General features: G+C 46.9%; 12 protein-coding genes, 1 tRNA gene and 1 pseudogene. 10 read left to right on the forward strand and 4 right to left on the reverse strand.

The genetic code is table 11. The annotated features are described in order from the left end of the window. The first annotated feature begins 32 nt into the window (after positions 1 to 32). From BBW69_RS03815 to BBW69_RS03850, 7 genes and pseudogenes are all read left to right on the forward strand, one after another. Positions 33 to 410: a GPW/gp25 family protein gene (locus BBW69_RS03815; RefSeq protein WP_114935680.1), complete on the forward strand. Its 378-nt coding sequence runs from the start codon at positions 33 to 35 to the stop codon at positions 408 to 410. After that, positions 401 to 1,534 (forward strand): baseplate J/gp47 family protein, encoded by a 1,134-nt coding sequence (locus tag BBW69_RS03820; protein WP_188210447.1) that lies wholly within the window; start codon positions 401 to 403, stop codon positions 1,532 to 1,534. The genes BBW69_RS03815 and BBW69_RS03820 overlap by 10 nt, the downstream gene beginning before the upstream one ends. 2 nt (positions 1,535 to 1,536) lie before the next feature. Beyond that, complete coding sequence (locus tag BBW69_RS03825) at positions 1,537 to 2,115, forward strand: phage tail protein (protein WP_107859114.1); 579 nt, start codon at positions 1,537 to 1,539, stop codon at positions 2,113 to 2,115. Then, a pseudogene (locus BBW69_RS10105) lies at positions 2,115 to 2,726 on the forward strand (tail fiber protein); the annotation flags it as partial. The gene BBW69_RS03825 and the pseudogene BBW69_RS10105, both read left to right, overlap by 1 nt. Before the next feature lie 872 nt (positions 2,727 to 3,598). Next, positions 3,599 to 4,201, forward strand: coding sequence for a phage tail protein (locus BBW69_RS03840; RefSeq protein ID WP_188210448.1), 603 nt, complete (start codon positions 3,599 to 3,601; stop codon positions 4,199 to 4,201). Between the two features lie 191 nt (positions 4,202 to 4,392). Then, entirely contained in the window at positions 4,393 to 4,506 is a 114-nt protein-coding gene (locus BBW69_RS03845; RefSeq protein ID WP_118777865.1) for a Com family DNA-binding transcriptional regulator, read from the forward strand. Between the two features lie 129 nt (positions 4,507 to 4,635). Continuing rightward, positions 4,636 to 5,373, forward strand: a complete 738-nt coding sequence (locus BBW69_RS03850; RefSeq protein ID WP_188210487.1) for a DNA adenine methylase — start codon at positions 4,636 to 4,638, stop codon at positions 5,371 to 5,373. 193 nt (positions 5,374 to 5,566) lie between these two features. Here BBW69_RS03850 and BBW69_RS03855 read toward each other — a convergent pair whose 3' ends face one another. Both BBW69_RS03855 and BBW69_RS03860 read right to left on the reverse strand, forming a co-directional pair. Beyond that, positions 5,567 to 10,909, reverse strand: a complete 5,343-nt coding sequence (locus BBW69_RS03855) for a YadA-like family protein (protein ID WP_188210449.1) — start codon at positions 10,907 to 10,909, stop codon at positions 5,567 to 5,569. A 618-nt stretch (positions 10,910 to 11,527) separates the two neighbouring features. Beyond that, positions 11,528 to 11,612: transfer RNA gene (locus BBW69_RS03860), tRNA-Leu, on the reverse strand. A gap of 147 nt (positions 11,613 to 11,759) precedes the next feature. Here BBW69_RS03860 and BBW69_RS03865 point away from each other — a divergent pair. From BBW69_RS03865 to ribBA, 3 genes are all read left to right on the forward strand, one after another. Continuing rightward, positions 11,760 to 12,434: a hypothetical protein gene (locus tag BBW69_RS03865; RefSeq protein ID WP_188210450.1), complete on the forward strand. Its 675-nt coding sequence runs from the start codon at positions 11,760 to 11,762 to the stop codon at positions 12,432 to 12,434. Continuing rightward, complete coding sequence (ribA, locus tag BBW69_RS03870) at positions 12,427 to 13,020, forward strand: GTP cyclohydrolase II (protein WP_188210451.1); 594 nt, start codon at positions 12,427 to 12,429, stop codon at positions 13,018 to 13,020. Before BBW69_RS03865 ends, ribA begins: the two co-directional genes overlap by 8 nt. Positions 13,021 to 13,172: 152 nt before the next feature. Continuing rightward, positions 13,173 to 14,510 carry a bifunctional 3,4-dihydroxy-2-butanone-4-phosphate synthase/GTP cyclohydrolase II gene (gene ribBA, locus BBW69_RS03875; RefSeq protein ID WP_188210452.1) on the forward strand — a complete coding sequence of 446 codons (1,338 nt, stop codon included), beginning with the start codon at positions 13,173 to 13,175 and terminating at the stop codon, positions 14,508 to 14,510. Positions 14,511 to 14,599: 89 nt separating this feature from the next. Here ribBA and BBW69_RS03880 read toward each other — a convergent pair whose 3' ends face one another. After that, positions 14,600 to 16,201 (reverse strand): class I SAM-dependent DNA methyltransferase, encoded by a 1,602-nt coding sequence (locus BBW69_RS03880; protein ID WP_188210453.1) that lies wholly within the window; start codon positions 16,199 to 16,201, stop codon positions 14,600 to 14,602. Between the two features lie 47 nt (positions 16,202 to 16,248). Continuing rightward, positions 16,249 to 17,520, reverse strand: coding sequence for a restriction endonuclease subunit S (locus tag BBW69_RS03885; RefSeq protein WP_223169932.1), 1,272 nt, complete (start codon positions 17,518 to 17,520; stop codon positions 16,249 to 16,251). Positions 17,521 to 17,538 lie beyond the last annotated feature (18 nt).

Genomic DNA, 17,538 nt, shown 5'->3' on the forward strand with positions numbered 1-17,538 from the left:
CCTGTATCTATCAGCGATACAGGGATTTTTTGATGTTCTACGCCGCACCTATCTCGAAACACTGGCAGCTCGCGCCCGAAGGCTCGGGCGTGGTTCAGGGCGAGGACGACATAGATCAGTGTATCCGCAATATTTTATCGACCCGCAAAGGTGCGGACGTTACCCGTCCTGATTTCGGCTCCGACCATTACAAATGGCTGGACACGCCGGAAGACGTGTTTGTCCCCAATATCGTGCGCGAAACCGTGCTGGCCATACAGACCTGGGAGAAGCGGGCAGTGGTTGAGGACATTATTTTCGACGGTGCTGTACCGCATCTGACTATGACGGTTTATTGGCGCATCGCCGATAAGGCGGCAGGCGAGGTTTATACGACAGACATCAGATTGGAGCAGGCGGCATGGATTTGAGCAAAATTAAGCGTGAAGAGCTTAAGGCAGTTTCAGACGACCTTACCGAGATTTTGGCACAGACCATTGCCGACTATGAGGCAAAAAGCGGCAAAACCCTGCAACCCGCCCACATCGAGCGTCTGATTATCAATACCTATGCTTACCGCGAAATGTTGACCCGTAAAGCCTTGAACGAAGCCTACCGCCAGCAGCACCCGCGTTTTGCAACGGGGTTGATGTTGGATTTGTGCGGCGATGATGTGAACACGCCGCGCCTTGAGGCATCCGCCTCCCGCTGCACCATCCGCTTTACCCTTGCGGCTTCCCACGGCGAACCCGTCGTCATCCCGCAAAGTACGCAGATTGCCGCAGGTGCGACCGTGTTTCAGACGGCATCGGAAGGCACGCTCTCACCAGCCGGCCGAACTTTGGATTTAGAGGCTGTCTGCACGCAGACAGGTGTGTCCGGCAATGGTTTTGCCGCAGGACAAATCAATACCTTGGTCAGTCCTATTGACGGCGTATCTGCCGCCAATATCGAAGTATCGGCAGGCGGTGCGGACAGGGAGTCGGACGATGCTTATCGGCAACGCATCCTGCTCGCCCCGGAAAGTTTCAGCGTGGCGGGGCCTGTCGGCGCATACGAATACTTTGCACGACGTGTCAATCCTGTCATTTGCGACGTTCATGTCGGCAACCTGAAAACGGCAGGTGGCGAGCCGGTTGGCGGTCGGGTACGGGTAACGGTACTGACTAAAAACGGGCTGCCGTCTTCCGAACTCATCGGCGAAGTGCAGCGGGCATTATCTGACGAACGTATCCGCCCGCTTTGCGACACGGTAAGCGTTTCCGCCCCTTCTGTTATCGATTACACGCTGGATGCGGAACTCACGCTGTTTACAGGCGCAGATGCCGCCGAAGTTTTAGCGGCGGCAAAACAGGCTTGGGCGGATTACGAAGCATCACGCCGCGAAAAACTGGGCGCGGACATCGTGCCGCTGGACATTCAGACGGCATTGAAGGCGGCCGGCGTATACAACGTCGTTTTAAAGTCGCCCGCGCTGACCGTCGTCCAACCCGACCAATGGGCAAGATGCACTTCCGTCAATATCCGCATCTCGCCTGAAACGGCGGAGGGTTAGCAATGGCAAAACTCTCCTACGCATCCGTTATCGAACATGACCGACGTTACAAAATGTTGGCGGATTTAGGCTTGAGGATGAATGAGGCCGATGCGGTCAGACTACTGCCGAGGCTGGTAGATTTAGTTGCTCCGGAACACTTGGCGCTGCTGGCGGATGGCCGCAGCATTTTGGGCGCGGACGGCTACTGGTTGGCTGAAAGCGACCAGACGCGCCGCAAGCTGATTAAGGGCGCGTATCGGCTGCACCGTATGAAAGGCACGCCGTGGGCGATACGCGAAATCGTGCGGCGGCTCGGCTTCGGAGAAGTCGAAATCACCGAAGGCTTGGGCAATAAGGAACACAACGGCGAAATCAGACGGGACGGAACCTACGCGCACGGACAGTCCGACCACTGGGCGCATTACCGCATCACCCTGAACGGTGCGCTAACCAACGATCAGGCGGCTTTGCTGCGGCATACCCTGCAAGCCTTCGCGCCAGCACGATGCGTATTGGCGGCATTGGATTACCGCCACGCCGCCGTCCGGCATAACGGACGGGCATCGAGAGACGGAACATTTAACCGAGGAACTGCATAATGGCAAATTTGAACGAAACAGCACAATGGGAAACAGGCATTTATCAATTAGAAACCTCCGACCCCGTTATGGGAGGTCCGGACGGTATAGACAACCGTCAGGCAAAACAATTGGCTAACCGCACCCTCTGGCTCAAAAAACAAACCGAAGACCTTCAGACGGCAACGGCAGGCAAAGCCGCATCATCCACCGACGTCACCGCAGGTAACGGACTAACAGGCGGCGGCAACCTGACCGCTTCCCGCACCATCTCATTAGGGCAGCCGGGTCGGATTACCGCCCAAAGCCAAAATGCCGTACAAAGCAGCGGCCACACCCACGCCATCGACACCGCCACTACATCACGCGCCGGCATCGTGCAGCTTGAGAGCAGCACCGGCAGCCAGGCGGAAGACCGCGCCGCTACGCCCAAAGCCGTCAAAGCCGCCTACGACAAAGCCATCGAAGCCATCAACGCCGCGCAGGGCATCAATATTCCGTCGGTAGGAACCGCCTCCACATCACGCGCAGGCATCGTCATGCTTGACAACAGCACTGGCAGCCAGGCGGAAGACCGCGCTGCCACACCAAAAGCTGTAAAAGCCGCCTACGACAAAGCCGTCGATGCCGCCAACGCCGTCCATGCTTTCAGTATTCCGACCGCCTCCACATCACGCGCCGGCATCGTGCAACTGGCAGACCGAATCAGCAATGCCGCCGCCGACGCAGGCAAAACCCCCACCACCGCCGCCGTCAACCGCGCCATTGACGAGCTGGGCGAGAACGTATTGGGCAGAATCTCACAAGCCAACAACCGTATCGACACCGCCGTCACCCTCACCGGCGACCAGACCATCACCGGCGCGAAAATCTTCCAAGCGGACATCAAAGCCAGTGCCAGCACCACCCACGCCGCCGCCGACCGCTTCATCAGGCTGGGCGCAGACACAACCGGCGCATATGCCGTGAACTCAAAAAGCGGAAAGATTTTATATTTGAGGCATGACGGCAACCTCACCTACGACGGCCACAACGTCCTGCTCGCACGGGAAATCAGCAGTGCCGTCAACTTAAACGATAGCAACAAGGTCGCATCGGCGGCCGCCGTGAAAACCGCCTACGATGCAGCTGCCGCCGCATCCGCTGCCGTGCAGAATATGGCATTAACCGGCAACGCCGTCGAGAACGGCTGGCTCAAGCTGCCCAACGGCATTTTAATGCAATGGGGCAAGGCGACAATCGAGGGCGTTCACCGCCAAAAAGAAATCTTTTTCCCCGTCGCTTTCAGGGAAATTTATTCAATCGCAAGTTCTGCCTATTTCCCCAATGCCGCTTACTGGGACAACATGGCAGGCAGCGTTGTGATTCGCTCCTACACCAAGAATAAATTCGCCGCGCAGGTCGGTTCCGTTTATGCGAACGCGTCCGGCGCAGACACCTGCATTTTATGGTTTGCCGTAGGCAAAGCCGCCTGACCGCCGACCAACCGACAGAAAGAACGATCATGACGATTTATTTTAAAGACCAAGCCTTTTACGACGCGGATACCCCCGAACAAGCTCCCGAGGGCGCGCGTCCCGTAAGCCCCGAACAACACGCCGAGCTGCTCGCCGCCCTCAATTCCGGCTGCATCGTGTCCGACGATCTGACCGTTTCCCCGCCGCGCCCGTCGGAATACCACAAATGGGACGGAAGCGACTGGGTGCTGACACCTGCTGCCAAAAAGAAAATGCTGCAACAGGCGAAGTCTGAAAAACTGGCGGAAATAAACCGCGCCGCGCAATCTTATATCGACCGTTCAGCCGGCTTGGATAAAGTGCCCGAATTTGAGGTGGCGACTTGGACAACGCAGGCATTTGAGGCGAAGGCATGGCATGCCGACCCCAATGCTGCAACGCCGACGCTTGACGCCATTGCCGCTTCTCGAGGCGTGCCGCCCGATGCTCTAAGGCAAAAAGCTTATGAAAAAACGCTTAAATTCGAGCGGTTGACCGCTTATGTGGCAGGCTTGAGGCAGGCGGCGGAAGACAAAATCAATGCCGCGGCCAATCTTGATGAACTGACTGATATATCGCTCGTCATCGAGCTACAAGCCGAGGCTGAATGATAGTAGAGGTTTATCTGGGACTTTTGATAAATAACCTCAATAAAGGAGGATAAAAAATATTAAAGTGGGACGGCGACGTACCGGTGCGGGAACACCGGTACGCCAGCCAAGCAGGGCAAGCTGCATTGACTTCAAGGCCGCCTTAGTCTCTAGAGACTTTGGTATTCTATCCAAAATTGGAGTGAGTGCAAATGCAAAACTACCGCGAACTGCGCTGCCAATATTGCGGCAGGCTGCTTGCAAAAGGCAGCGGCAGCGTGCAAATAAAATGTATGCGCTGCAAAAATATCAATACCTTCAACTAATTAAAAAACATCAGAATGCCACCGAGCATCAAAACATCATGATTCATTATATGGATAAGAGTACCGCGAGTACCCGTTATATAGGAGTAAATCGTGGACTATACAAAATCCCAACCTATCGTCCCTTGGATGGGCGGTAAACGCCGCCTAGCAAAACACCTGTTCCCCATGTTCCCCGAACATTCCTGTTACGTCGAACTGTTTGCAGGTGGAGCGGCACTCTTTTTCCTTCGCCCGAAACCTGCCAAAGTAGAGGTACTCAACGACATCGACGGACAGCTTGTTAACCTCTACCGCGTCGTTCAGCATCATTTTGGTGAGTTTGTCAGACAGTTCGAGTGGACGCTGACCAGCCGTGAAGTCTTCTCCCGACTGCAAAGCACACCACCAGATTGCATGACCGACATTCAACGTGCCGCACGGTTCTTCTACCTCCAGCACAATGCCTTCGGCGGCAAAACCATCCAACAGCATTTCGGTACGGCAACAACATCTAAAGCATGGGACGCCTCTCAAATCGAAGCAAAACTGACCGCTGCCAAAACCAGACTGAGCGGCGTATTCGTTGAAAACGAACCGTGGGAACGGTGCTTCAAACGCTATGACCGCGAACATACCTTCTTCTATGCCGACCCACCGTATTGGCAAACAGCAGGCTATGACCGTTCTTTTGATTGGATGCAGTACGAACTATTGGCGAAATCGATGGCTGAGAGCAAAGGCAAAGTAATGATGTCAATTAACGACCATCCCGATATTAGAGAGTTATTTAAAGATTTCCGAACCACCCGCCTTGAGCTTATCTATTCCGTTGGGCGGGAAAAAACGCAAAAAACCAGCGGCGAACTGGTTATCTGCAACTGGTAAAACAAAAGCGACGGTTATCGTCGCTTTTATAAAAGTGCAAGGGAGTTGCAAATAATGCAATAAATTGCCAAAGTTTTTTCTCAGAAAATGCCGAGATTTTTCTCGGTGCGCTTCACTAAATATAAAAAAAGGGTGGCGATTCTGCCACCCTTTTTCATTTTGACTGCTTATACTTAGATACAACCAAACTTCATTACCACTGATAGCCGACAGATGTGGAAGCACCAAAATGACCGCGTGAATTACCGGATGCCGTACCTTTGATAATCCAATTTCCATTATCAGAAATACTGGAGTAACCAATGGCATAACCGGCTTCACCGCGATACACACCGCCACCGATTGCCAGCAGGCTCTTGCCTGGTAAATAAGCCTGAACCAAACCTGCGGCTGCAATCGCTTGGGCAACACCTCCGCGAAGATTTTTATCTGCCATATCAATCTTATTGTCCAGCGAACCTATACGGTTGTTAATATCTGATGCCACACTGTGCAACTGGCTGCCGTTGATTGCATCGGTAGAAGTTGATGAAATTTCACCTGGTGCTACGCCTGTAATCTTAGTTGGTGCGCCTGTCGCTGTACCAACATTGATATTTCCACCATTGTTAGTAATCTTAGGACCATTATCACCGAATTGAACACTGTCAAAGGTTACATTAGAAGCAGTTGCGTAAGTCACTTTACCGTTAGACTCTTGTTTCACGGTCATATTTTTACCTGCAACCATTTCAACTTTTTTGCCTGGATTGATCATTTCTGGAGTACCTGAAATTTTCTCACCGCCATTTGCTGAAGTGGCTAATGTAAAGCCTGACTTGTTAATTGCATCCGCAACACCTTGAGCGGTTGCAATTTGGTTACCGGCGTTATTGATATTAGTCTGTGCTGCATCAACCTTATCTTGAGCAGCCTTCTTCGCTTCAGGCGTGGTTGCATCTGCTAATACTTTTTTAGCATCATCTAAGGCTTTCTGCATTTCAGGCGTAACTGGACCTGAAACAGAACCATCTTTATTACTTGTAACAGTGCCTGTATCAACATCAAACTTCACGTTACTTGTTGTGCCGTTTGGCGTGGTTTCAACGACAGCTTTAGTGCCTTTACCATCTACAAAGTTTACGGTGTCATAAGGTTTTACAAAATCCTTATCTTTACCATTATTTTGTAGGTTCCAACCTGCATTTAACACATCGGATACGGTCGCTGCATTATTTTTAACTTTAGCAGCGTCTTCATCTGTTGGTGCTGCCTGGTTCAATGTAGGGTTATTACCATTCTTAGTTTCAGGCAAGTTAGATTTCACATTACCTAATGTCGTTGGTGCACCAATTTCATTCGGTTTTGCCGCTGGATTAACCATATTAGTGGTTAAGTTCTCAGGTGCAACTTCTGTTGTCGTTGGGTTACCTTTATCATCAACAGTAAAGTATTTATCACCAACTTTAGTCACTGGCGTGCCATTCTTATCAGTATATTGAACTGGTAAGCCTGTTACATCCACCTTAACAAAAGTCGTCGCTTTTTTCGAACCATCCTCATTTTTTGCATCCACAGTGACCATTTTTACTACAGTATTTTGACCATCTACGAATTTAACATCATCATTAGGATTTACTTTGTCATGAACTTTGGCTTCTTTTTCAAATGCTTTAGTCACATCTTTAGCTTCAGCTTTTCCAATGTTCCACCCAGATTCTTGAATAGCTGTAGCGACAGCGTTACCACTTACAAATTTAGAACCTTCGTTGTTAACCTTATCTCCTTCAGCAAGAGTAATTTCTTTAGAACTATCTGGCTTACCATCCTGACCTTTCTCATAAAGCTTACCATCAGGACCTTTTACACCATTTATAACTGTGCCATCAGCTTTAGTAACAGTCACATCGTTTGTTACTTTGCCTTCAGCAACAGAGATTGTGATTTCACGAACGCCCTTATCATTAGTTTTACCCGTTACAGAAATACCGTTTTCGCCTTTAAAGTCTACTTTATTAGCATTCTTCACAGTATCTACATAACCATTTTCAGGCGCACCAACAACCCAGCCCATATTCGCTAAATCACGAACTGTAGCCGCCGAGTTTAGGACGTCATCTGACAACGGCGCATCTTCACTACCTAAATTCACTAACTTAGGCTGTTTATCTTCAGGTGTTGTTTTTCCCTCAGGAGCAGTTGGCACTTTTTTAGTATTTAATACAGAGCCCACTCCTTTTAATTGAGTTGGTGTAGCTTTATCACCTTCACCCGATGAGAAATTCAATGCGGTAGTCGGCGCTTTACTATCCTGATTATTGTCTGCAGGCGTTGCGTTCTCTGTCTTCAAGTTAACAGGCTGTTTACCATTTTCTTCAGCTTTACCTAATTTTACAGAAGTAAACTCAACATCCTCTTTCGTTGCATAAGTTACTTTACCATCAGCATCTTGTTTCACAGACATATTTTTGCCAGCAACCATTTCAACAGTTGCACCCGGATTGATTAATTCGCCATCATTCTTAGTACCTTTAGCTTTTTCACCGTTACTATTTTTATCAGCAGAAGTCTTTAAGTTAAAACCAGATTTATTAATCATATCTGCGACATTACCTGCAGTTACTAATTTTTTAGCATTATCACCTTCAGGATTTGTAACCTTGCCGCCCGTAGATGTTAAAGTTTCAGTTTCTGGTTCTGGTTGTTTTACATCTACTGTAATAGTGCGAATACCATTTACAGTTTTACCTGATACCGTTGCAGCACCAGTACCAATGAATTTTACTTCATTCGCATTTTTTACTGTATCTTTGTATTCTGCACTTAAAGCACCAGTTGTTTTATCGGAAGATACAAGCCATCCCATGTTTGCCAAATCACGAACAGTTGCTGCAGAATTTAATACATTATCAGGTAGAGCTTTCTCACCTGGCTTAGTTCCTAAATTCACCAAGTTAGGTTGCTCAGTTACCGGGGTACCTGGAGTTGTTGTTACTGGCTTAGCATCTAATGCAGATTTAACTCCAGTAATTTTTTTATTACCTAAATCTACACCCTCAGGATTAAAAGTCATAGTGGTTCCGTTACCACCAATACTTGTAATATCCGTTAGCTCAGGGTTTAAAGAATAAGTAAAGTTTTTACCATCTTGTTTTAACTTGATGTTTTTACCTGCTTTGAACGTTACTGTATTACCAGCTTTCACGCTCTCAATGCTTGTCTTGTTATCCTCAGTAAATTTACCGCCATCTTCATCGCCAGTTACTTTCCAGAATGCATTGTTAATTGCATTAGCAACATCCCCTACGCTCGCGACTTTCTTGTTATCGCCTTCCTTAGGTGCAACTTGACCAGAAGTATCATCTTTCGCTGGTGATACTGGTTCTGCAAATTCACCAGTATTTACTTTAATGCCATCTTTACCAACAGTAATACTATCGTCAGCTGCTTTAACGTCATATTTAATATGGCTTACTTTACCATCAGTATCTGTAGTGACATTAACGCTAGTGCCTTTACCATCAATAAAATCAACAGTGTCATAAGGTTTAACAAAATCACGTACTTCACTTTTTTCTGTTAAATTCCAACCAGCATTCAATACATCGCCTACAGTTGCCGCATTTGAGGTATTAGGCGCATCAGCTCCCTCTGGTAATGTACCTGAGGTTGTAGGGGCGGTAGAGCCATTTTTTGCACCAGGCAAGTTACCAGCGATATTAGCCAATACCATAGGCGTTGTCGTATTATTACCAGCATTATTCATTGAGGCAATTACATCATCATTTGGCACGTTTTGATCTACATTTTTTGGTTGACCTTTATCATCCAAATCAGTTGTTTTATAGAAGTTATTGCCAACTTTAACCAACTTGTCACCAGCTTTATTGGTATAAACCACAGGCTCTTGTTTATTTTCAACACGATCCATCAATGCATATAATTGAGAACCATTGATTGCATCTGTAGAAGTTGGGGTAACAGTACCTGCAGCTAAGTTTTTAATTTGGCGCTCTGAACCTTTTTGACCAATACTTACATAGTGACCAGCATCAGCAGGTTTCCCTGCAAAACCAGAATAAGTAAAGTTAGGACCAGCAATAGTACGAACTGTTGCATCTGTTACTTCTTTAACTTCATGAGATGCACCTGTTGTTCCAACAACTTCTGTTGAGTTCGCGCCTAATACAACTGAATTTGCTGTTGTTAATTTAGTAATATTCGCACCCAATGCTACGGAGTTTGCACCGCTTACATTTGAGCTAGTACCCACTGCGATAGCGTTTTCAGCCGTTGCTTGTGTGTTTTTACCTTGTGCAATAGATGCAACACCTTTTGCACGTGCTGTATTACCAAAAGCAAGGGCACTTTCATCTGTTGCTTGTGATTGGTTACCAATAGCTATAGCATTTGTTGCATCACGTGTAGTACTAGAAGATAAACGCTTAATATCCTCATTGATACGTTTAATCGCTAAATCCAAACGCTCTACTGCTGCTTTTGCTGCAGATAATTGAAATTTATTTTCCGCGGTAGGATCAGCCTTTGCTTTATCTGTCTTTTCTTGCAAACGTTTATCCGCGTTAGCTTTATGTGCTTCAAGTAACATTTTTCTATCATCTAAAGCATCTATGTCTGCTTGAGTATGACCACCTGCAATAGCTGCATGACCAATTGCAATACTATTATTCTTAATCGCCGCTGAATTGGTACCCATTGCAATAGAGTCGTTACCTTTAGAGGTTGTTGCTTGAGTACCAATCGCGACACTACTTGTTGATCGCGCACCAGCCTCCGCACCAATAGAAACTAAATTTCCCCCAGTTGATTCATCAATATTCCTATACACTATACCGCCATTGCCGGGATTTTTAACTTCTCGATCATATATTAATGACGCTGCTCCAGATAATTGACCAATTGCTACAGAACCAGTTTGGTCGGCAAAAGAAATTGCCCCCATAGCAACGCCACCATTTGCAGAGCCACTCACTCGTGAAAATGCACCGATAGCAACACCGCTATCTTTAACAGCTTCCCATCCCCTGTCAGAGCCAATATCAGAACTGGTCCCTACACCAATAGACACTGACGGGCCAGAAACTTGTGCAGCATAACCAACAGCAGTAGCAAAAGAATCTTGGCCTCCGCCGCCACTTCTAACTCGGTTTCCGATTAACGTATCACCAGCATTACCAGATGAATTACCGTTCATATCATTACCAATAGCGACAAACTCATCACCAATTGATGACGGAACACGACCATTACCAATATAAATAACGTTTTTAGGTGTAGTTGCGTCAGTAGACTGAGCATTAATACTAGCTTGATTATTCGTTAAAATTGCAAGATTACCATTTGTTTTGCTTACTGCGGTAATAGTTGAAGATGCGGCCATAGCATCCATTGAAAGAGCTGTCCCTGCAACTAACGAAAGTGCGGCTAATTTTGAAATTGTTTTTGATTTAGTTTTGCCTTTTGCTGAAGTAAGCTCAGAAACAGCAACCCAAGATTGCGCAGTATGGCTCCATACAACACGGAAGATTTTGTTCATAGATAGTTCCCTTATCTTAGATTAAATGAATGAAAATACAGGCATGACCCCTCGGATCAGCCTTACAATTTGGTAAGTTTTTTATTCCAAATCAGATTTGATTTATTCACCGTATCTTTTCAGACGGCAGCTGCCCGTAAGCAAGAAGGGGCAACCAAAATTTTGGTAATTTTATAATACTATCTTAAAATACTACCGAATATAAACTTTAATTTGGGCAAATCTCCCTTTATTTTCATACCATTACATTACGATTACATTACGATTACATAATGAATTAATTTTCTTGTCATAAATATTTTTTAAGTTTGTATAAATACAACATTTATCATTTTTTATGCCGCAGATAATATGTTCTACATTACATATTCCCCTCACCTTCAAAACAGCCGATATTTACAGCTCTATAGTTGCCGTCAATAATCCGGTCTTTTTTGTTTAAGCAGACTTGGTGTTTTTGACTTGTTCGCCATTTATCAGCATGATTGAGAACCTTGATTATGTGATTTAAATTGATACAGGCAAATAAAAAGCCACCCGCTAAAAAGCAGATGGCTTATATTCCGTACCTCTAATTAGTCCCAACGTATTTTAAGTAATTGATTTATTTATTATTTTTGGTGCGGACGGAGAGACTCGAACTCTCACACCTCTCGGCGCCAGAACCTAAATCTGGTGCGTCTACCAATTTCGCCACGTCCGCTTAAGAATGGGGATTATACAGATTTTGTCCGATTGCGCAAGGCTTTGGGCGTAATAGTTGAGGCTTATGCTTTGCAGCGGTAAAATCTGCTATTCGTCCGCCCGGCATCGGAATCCGGCGGTTTTATTTTATTGACGGAATTTGAGTATGCCTGCTGCTTTGATTAAAGATTTTCTGCTGACCCAAGGTTTAAAGCTGCCGCCAGACGAGGTACGGACGGCGTATCTGACCGTAAAGACGGTGATGGATATGGGGATGGCTTCGATAGACCGTTCAGTTTTGTGGCGCAATCATGAAGGTTGGAAACTTGCTGATTATCTTCCGTGCGATGATGGTCGCGAAGACAGCCTGAAACGGCTTTTTATGGCTCTGGATTCGGTATTCTCACGCTCTAAAGGCGTGCGCGCCGCAGCCGTTTATGCCCTGATGCCGTCTGAAAACGCCGCCTTTCGGCTGGTGTGCCTGTCCCAACAGGGAGAAGGTTTGGAAAACATATGGGAGCTGGATGAAAATGTTGCCGATGTTTCGCTTGCCTGCCGTTGCGCGCAAAGCGGCTGGATGAATATTGCTTTGGATGTAGCCCGTTGGCTGGCATTGGGCGAGCTGTCCGGCGGACGCAACCGGCATTCGGAGGCGCAACTTTCCATTCCCGTTTGCACGGAGAGCGGAGGCGTACTGGGTGTGGTTCACGTCGAATTTGAAAAAGCCGGTTGTGCGGATGAGGCAGCACAGGCGGAATGGGTCGCTTTGGCTTTGGCGCTGTCCGAACCTTTGAAGCATCTTTTAGGCATCACTGCCGCAGAGGGAGCTGAAAATGTCTGAGTTATTGAGCTATGTTGCTTCCTGCCGCCTACCTACCGAATGGGGCGTATTTACAATGCACGGTTTTGAAGAAGCAAGCGGTCAGGAACACATCGCGCTGACCGTCGGTGATTTTTCAGACGGCGATCCGGTTCTGACGCGCATCCACTCCGAATGCCTGACGGGTGATGCGCTGTTTTCCAGAAAGTGCGACTGCGGGCCGCAACTTGAAGCGGCCATGAGGGCGGTACAGGCAGAGGGGCGCGGCATCATCATCTATCTGCGTCAGGAAGGACGCGGCATCGGGCTGATTAACAAAATCCGCGCCTATCATCTGCAAGACCAAGGTATGGATACCGTTGAAGCCAATTTGGCACTCGGGCTGCCCGTCGATGCCCGCGATTTCCGTTTGGCACAATATATCTACGAATATCTGGGCATCCGCTCGGTCAAACTACTGACCAACAACCCCGAAAAAATCCAAACCCTAAAAGATGCGGGGATTAACGTGGTCGAACGCATCCCCCTGCACGTCGGGGAAAATCTGGAAAACGAGCGTTATCTCCAAACCAAAGCAGACAAGCTTGGGCATCTGATGTCGGAATAAGCAACACGCCATATGCCGTCTGAAGCCGGATTTCGGGTTTCAGACGGCATATTTACTTAAAAGTAAACTTTACCGAAAGATTGAAAGAAGTTTGCTTTTCGGTAAATGCAGGACTACAATCCCACACAGCAGTTTCCGCAAAGGGAAAAACAATGACCGATACAGCCGACCTGCGCCGCCGCAACCTGCGGCAGTGGATAGAAAAATACTACGGCGGTTTGCAAACCCGTTTTGCCGAAGCCGTCTGCCTCAATACGGGCGAACTCTCCGCCCTCTTAAAAAACAAATCCTTCGGCGAGAAAAAAGCCAGAAAAATCGAACAGGCGGCAAACATGCCCGCCATGTGGCTGGATCAGGCAAACCCTGCCGCCCAAACCGACCATCAAGAAAGGCGCACCATGTCCCATATCTCCACCATCCCCGAAATCCTAGCAGACATCAAAGCCGGCAAAATGGTCATCATTACCGATGCCGAAGACCGCGAAAACGAAGGCGACCTGCTGATGGCCGCCCAATTCGTTACCCCCGAAGCCATCAACTTTATGATTAAAAACGCGCGCGGCTTGGTCTGCCTGCCGATGGCTGGCGAAATGGTCGAAAAACTCGGTCTGCCCATGATGACCCAGAAAAACGGCGCGCAATACGGCACCAACTTTACCGTCTCCATCGAAGCCGCCCACGGCATTACCACCGGCATTTCCGCCGCCGACCGCGCCCTGACTATTCAAACCGCCGTTTCCCCAACCGCCAAACCCGAAGACATCGTCCAACCCGGTCATATCTTCCCGCTTCGTGCCCAAAAAGGCGGCGTACTCGTCCGCGCCGGACACACCGAAGCCGGCGTCGATCTGGCGCAAATGAACGGACTTATCCCCGCCGCCGTCATCTGCGAAATTATCAACGACGACGGCACCATGGCGCGTATGCCCGAGCTGATGAAATTCGCCGAAGAACACAACCTTAAAATCGGCACTATTGCCGACCTCATCGAATACCGCAGCCGTACCGAAAGCCTGCTCGAAGACATGGGCAATTCGCCTGTACAAACCCCGTGGGGCGAGTTCCAACAACACGTTTACGTCGACAAGCTCTCCGGCGAAACCCACCTCGCCCTCGTCAAAGGTACGCCCTCTGCCGACGCAGAAACCCTCGTCCGCGTCCACGAACCCTTCAGCGTCATGGACTTCATCCAAGCCAACCCGCGTCATTCATGGTCGCTGCCCAAAGCACTCGAGCGTATCCAACAGGCTGAAAGCGGCGTAGTCATCCTTCTGCACCGCACCGAAGACGGCGCCGCCCTGCTCGACCGCACCCTGCCCAAAGGCGCAAACCAAGCCTACAAATGGGATAGCAAAAGCTACGGCATCGGCGCGCAAATCCTCGCCGGCCTCAATGTTAAAAAACTGCGCATACTCGGGCAGCCCTCCGCCTTTACCGGACTGACCGGCTTCGGGCTCGAAGTTGCCGGTTTCGAGGAGGCCGAAAAATAACGCGCCTGCCGACACAATTCAATCCAAACAAAATGCCGTCTGAAATTTCAGACGGCATTTTAAGTTTAACCGGTTTCATTCATCGGTATTTATGAATTGAATTTCAACATCGCCAGCCTATCCTTAATCTCTTTTTCCAATTCGGCAGATTCGGTGAAAAGTTTATCCAAATCCGCCGAAAATCCTGCCATTTTTTGCACAAATTCGTCGGCGGAAATATCCACATAATCAATTTTTACTTCAAAATACTGCCCTGCCGACAAGCTGTAATTCTTCGCTTTGATTTCATCGTAGCCGACCACCACGCTAAAATCTTCCACTGCCTGTTTGTGCGTGAAGGTATTGCAGATTTTTTGTTCTTCTTCGCGGGAGAGTACGGTTTTTTGGTTTTTGCCGTCTTTGATTTTTTCGCCCAAGCCCGATGCGTCGATTAACACCACTTCGTCTTTATTGGCTTTATCGATAAACAGGATGGAAACGTTGGTTCCTGTCGTGGCGAAAATATTGGAAGGCATGGACACCACGCCGGCGAGCATTTTGTTTTCCACCAAATATTCGCGGATTTTTTTGTCGATGCCCGATTGGGCGGTGATAAAGCCCGTCGGCAATACAATCGCCGCTTTGCCCTTTTCTTTTAGGCTAAACAAGATATGCTGGATAAAAAGCTGGTAGATTTCCATCTTATCCGTGTCTTTTGCCTTGATTTTCGGGATACCGGCAAAAAAGCGTTCGCGGTTTTCCTCGCCTTCCAGTTGGTCGCGGAAATCGCTGAAATCCAATTTAAACGGCGGATTGGAAACGATGAAATCAAATTTTTTCAGACGGCCTGAAGCGTCTTTATGGGCAGGCGACAAAATCGTATTGCCTTGAACCACATTATTCAAAGAATGCACCAAATTGTTCAAAATCAGATTCAGCCGCAAAAGATTGGATGATTTTTGCGAAATATCCTGCGTATAAATCATACATTTATCTTCGCCGATGGCATGGGCGACGTTCATCAACAGCGTTCCTGAACCGGCCGACGGGTCGTAAACGTCCACGCTGCGGATTTGCCCGCGTACCTCTTCCGGCACCAAAATATCCGCCATAATCCGCGCTACTGCGTGCGGCGTGTAGTATTCGGCGTATTTGCCGCCGGAATTGCTGTTGTAGTCTTTAATCAGGTATTCAAAAATCGTGGCGAAAAAGTCGAATTTTTGCGCAAAAATCGCCTCGAAACTAAAACCCGCCAGTTTGGAAATCAGCGCGCGGCAAAAATCATCACGTCGGCCTTCATCCGTAATATATTGACTGATACGCTCGAACAACACGATTTTCGCCCCGCCTTCGGTTTTCACCGAAAACAACTCCGCATTACAAGCGGCAATATCGGTGAGCGTATCGTCAAAGAGTTTGGCAAAGTCCGCGCCATTTTGTCGCTCGGACAGATATTTTATGGAATGTTCGGGCTTCAATACCGCCGTTTTTCCTTCAATATCCATATTGACGAACTCGATTGGCTCGTCGGGCTTTTCTTTGCGAATTTGTTTAACTTCGAAATCGTATTTGTCGTTTAAGAATTTATACAAAAACGCCTGACTGATGATTTTAAATTCGTTGCCATCGTTACCTAAGCCATAGTTGGCGCAGATAGTTTTCAAACTGTCAATCAGGGCTTTGGTTTGTTCGGTAAAGTGTTGTTCGGTCATTTTTTATCTCGTTTTTTTATTGTATCGGCCGGATTTTTGAATCCGGATTATTCCGCCACAGATACCTGTCCGTTCATCAGCATGGGCAGTAGGAAATCGCGTAGTTGGGTTAGTTGGTGGTTTTGTTTTTGGGTTATTAGCATTTTTTGAAAAATAGGAGTAACAATTCTTTCCATTTTTTCCAACAATAATTGAGAAGGAATACAAATATATGCTTGTTTTAAATGGTCTTGGGTAATATGTCCCATCGTAGTTTTTCTTAAATCAGCAATCATTTTAAAATGCTTCAAATAGTTTAATAATTCAAAATAAAAAAAGTATTTTGGATATTCGGAAGAAGTTACTTTAAAAATATGTTGATTTAAAGCCCCTTTGCCTTGAGACCAAATTTTGATTTCTAAAGTTGCAGACCAAGAAAATAAAATATCCCCATCATCAATAATTGCTTCTTTTGGGATATTTGTTTTAGCTCTTTCAGTATTTAAAGAAACACCTTCATTCATTTCTCTAATTTTAATAACTGGCAAAAAATCATCGAATTCATTTTCAGGACGATATTTTTGCAAAGCTAATCCGTTAAAATACTTCGCTACTTTCCATAAACTCTTCACCTCCCATCCCTTCGGAATCTCACGTTTCAAGGTTTCGTCAAACACCATGTCGCCGCCTGAGGATTTGTAGGGCTTACCGTTGACGTCGGGGAAGTCGAACTGCACAAACCAGTAGTCGTATAGGGTTTTCGCCATCTCTTCCAAGCGCACGTTGATTTGTTTGTTTAGGGCGATTTTTTTGTCCAAAGCGGATAGAACGGCGGCGATTTTATCCTGTTCTGCTTTCGAAGGAATTCTAAATTTGAGTTTCGTTAAAAAATCTATATTTATATTATCTTGTATACTTCCACTTGCGGCAGATTGAATCGATTTTTTTATAAAGGTAAAAATATAGTGCATAAATAATTCACTTGATATACCTTTATAAGCAGTAAACCCAACGACACTATCAGGAAAGCACATTGGGTATTTTAACAAGGTTGTCTCAGCAATATTAGCTGCAATAGTGATACATAACGTATTTTCTTTCCATAGCTTGCTCTGCTTGAGCCCAAATTCGTTATAATTTTCTGTATGATGTTCTAAATATAAATTTGCTTCTTTTATATCCCCAGTTTGAATAAATGGGTAAATACCATTTTGAAATAACTTTGGGTCATTACGTGGACGATGGCTAGATTTTCCTCTAGTAAAATCCCCAAGCTCAGATAATGCCTTTATTTCCCATTGTTTATTAAGTTTAGATTGATTGAATATCATATATTTCATGCCACTCTCTTGATTATC

The organism is Neisseria sp. RH3002v2f, assembly GCF_014596375.1.
Lineage (GTDB): Bacteria > Pseudomonadota > Gammaproteobacteria > Burkholderiales > Neisseriaceae > Neisseria > Neisseria cinerea.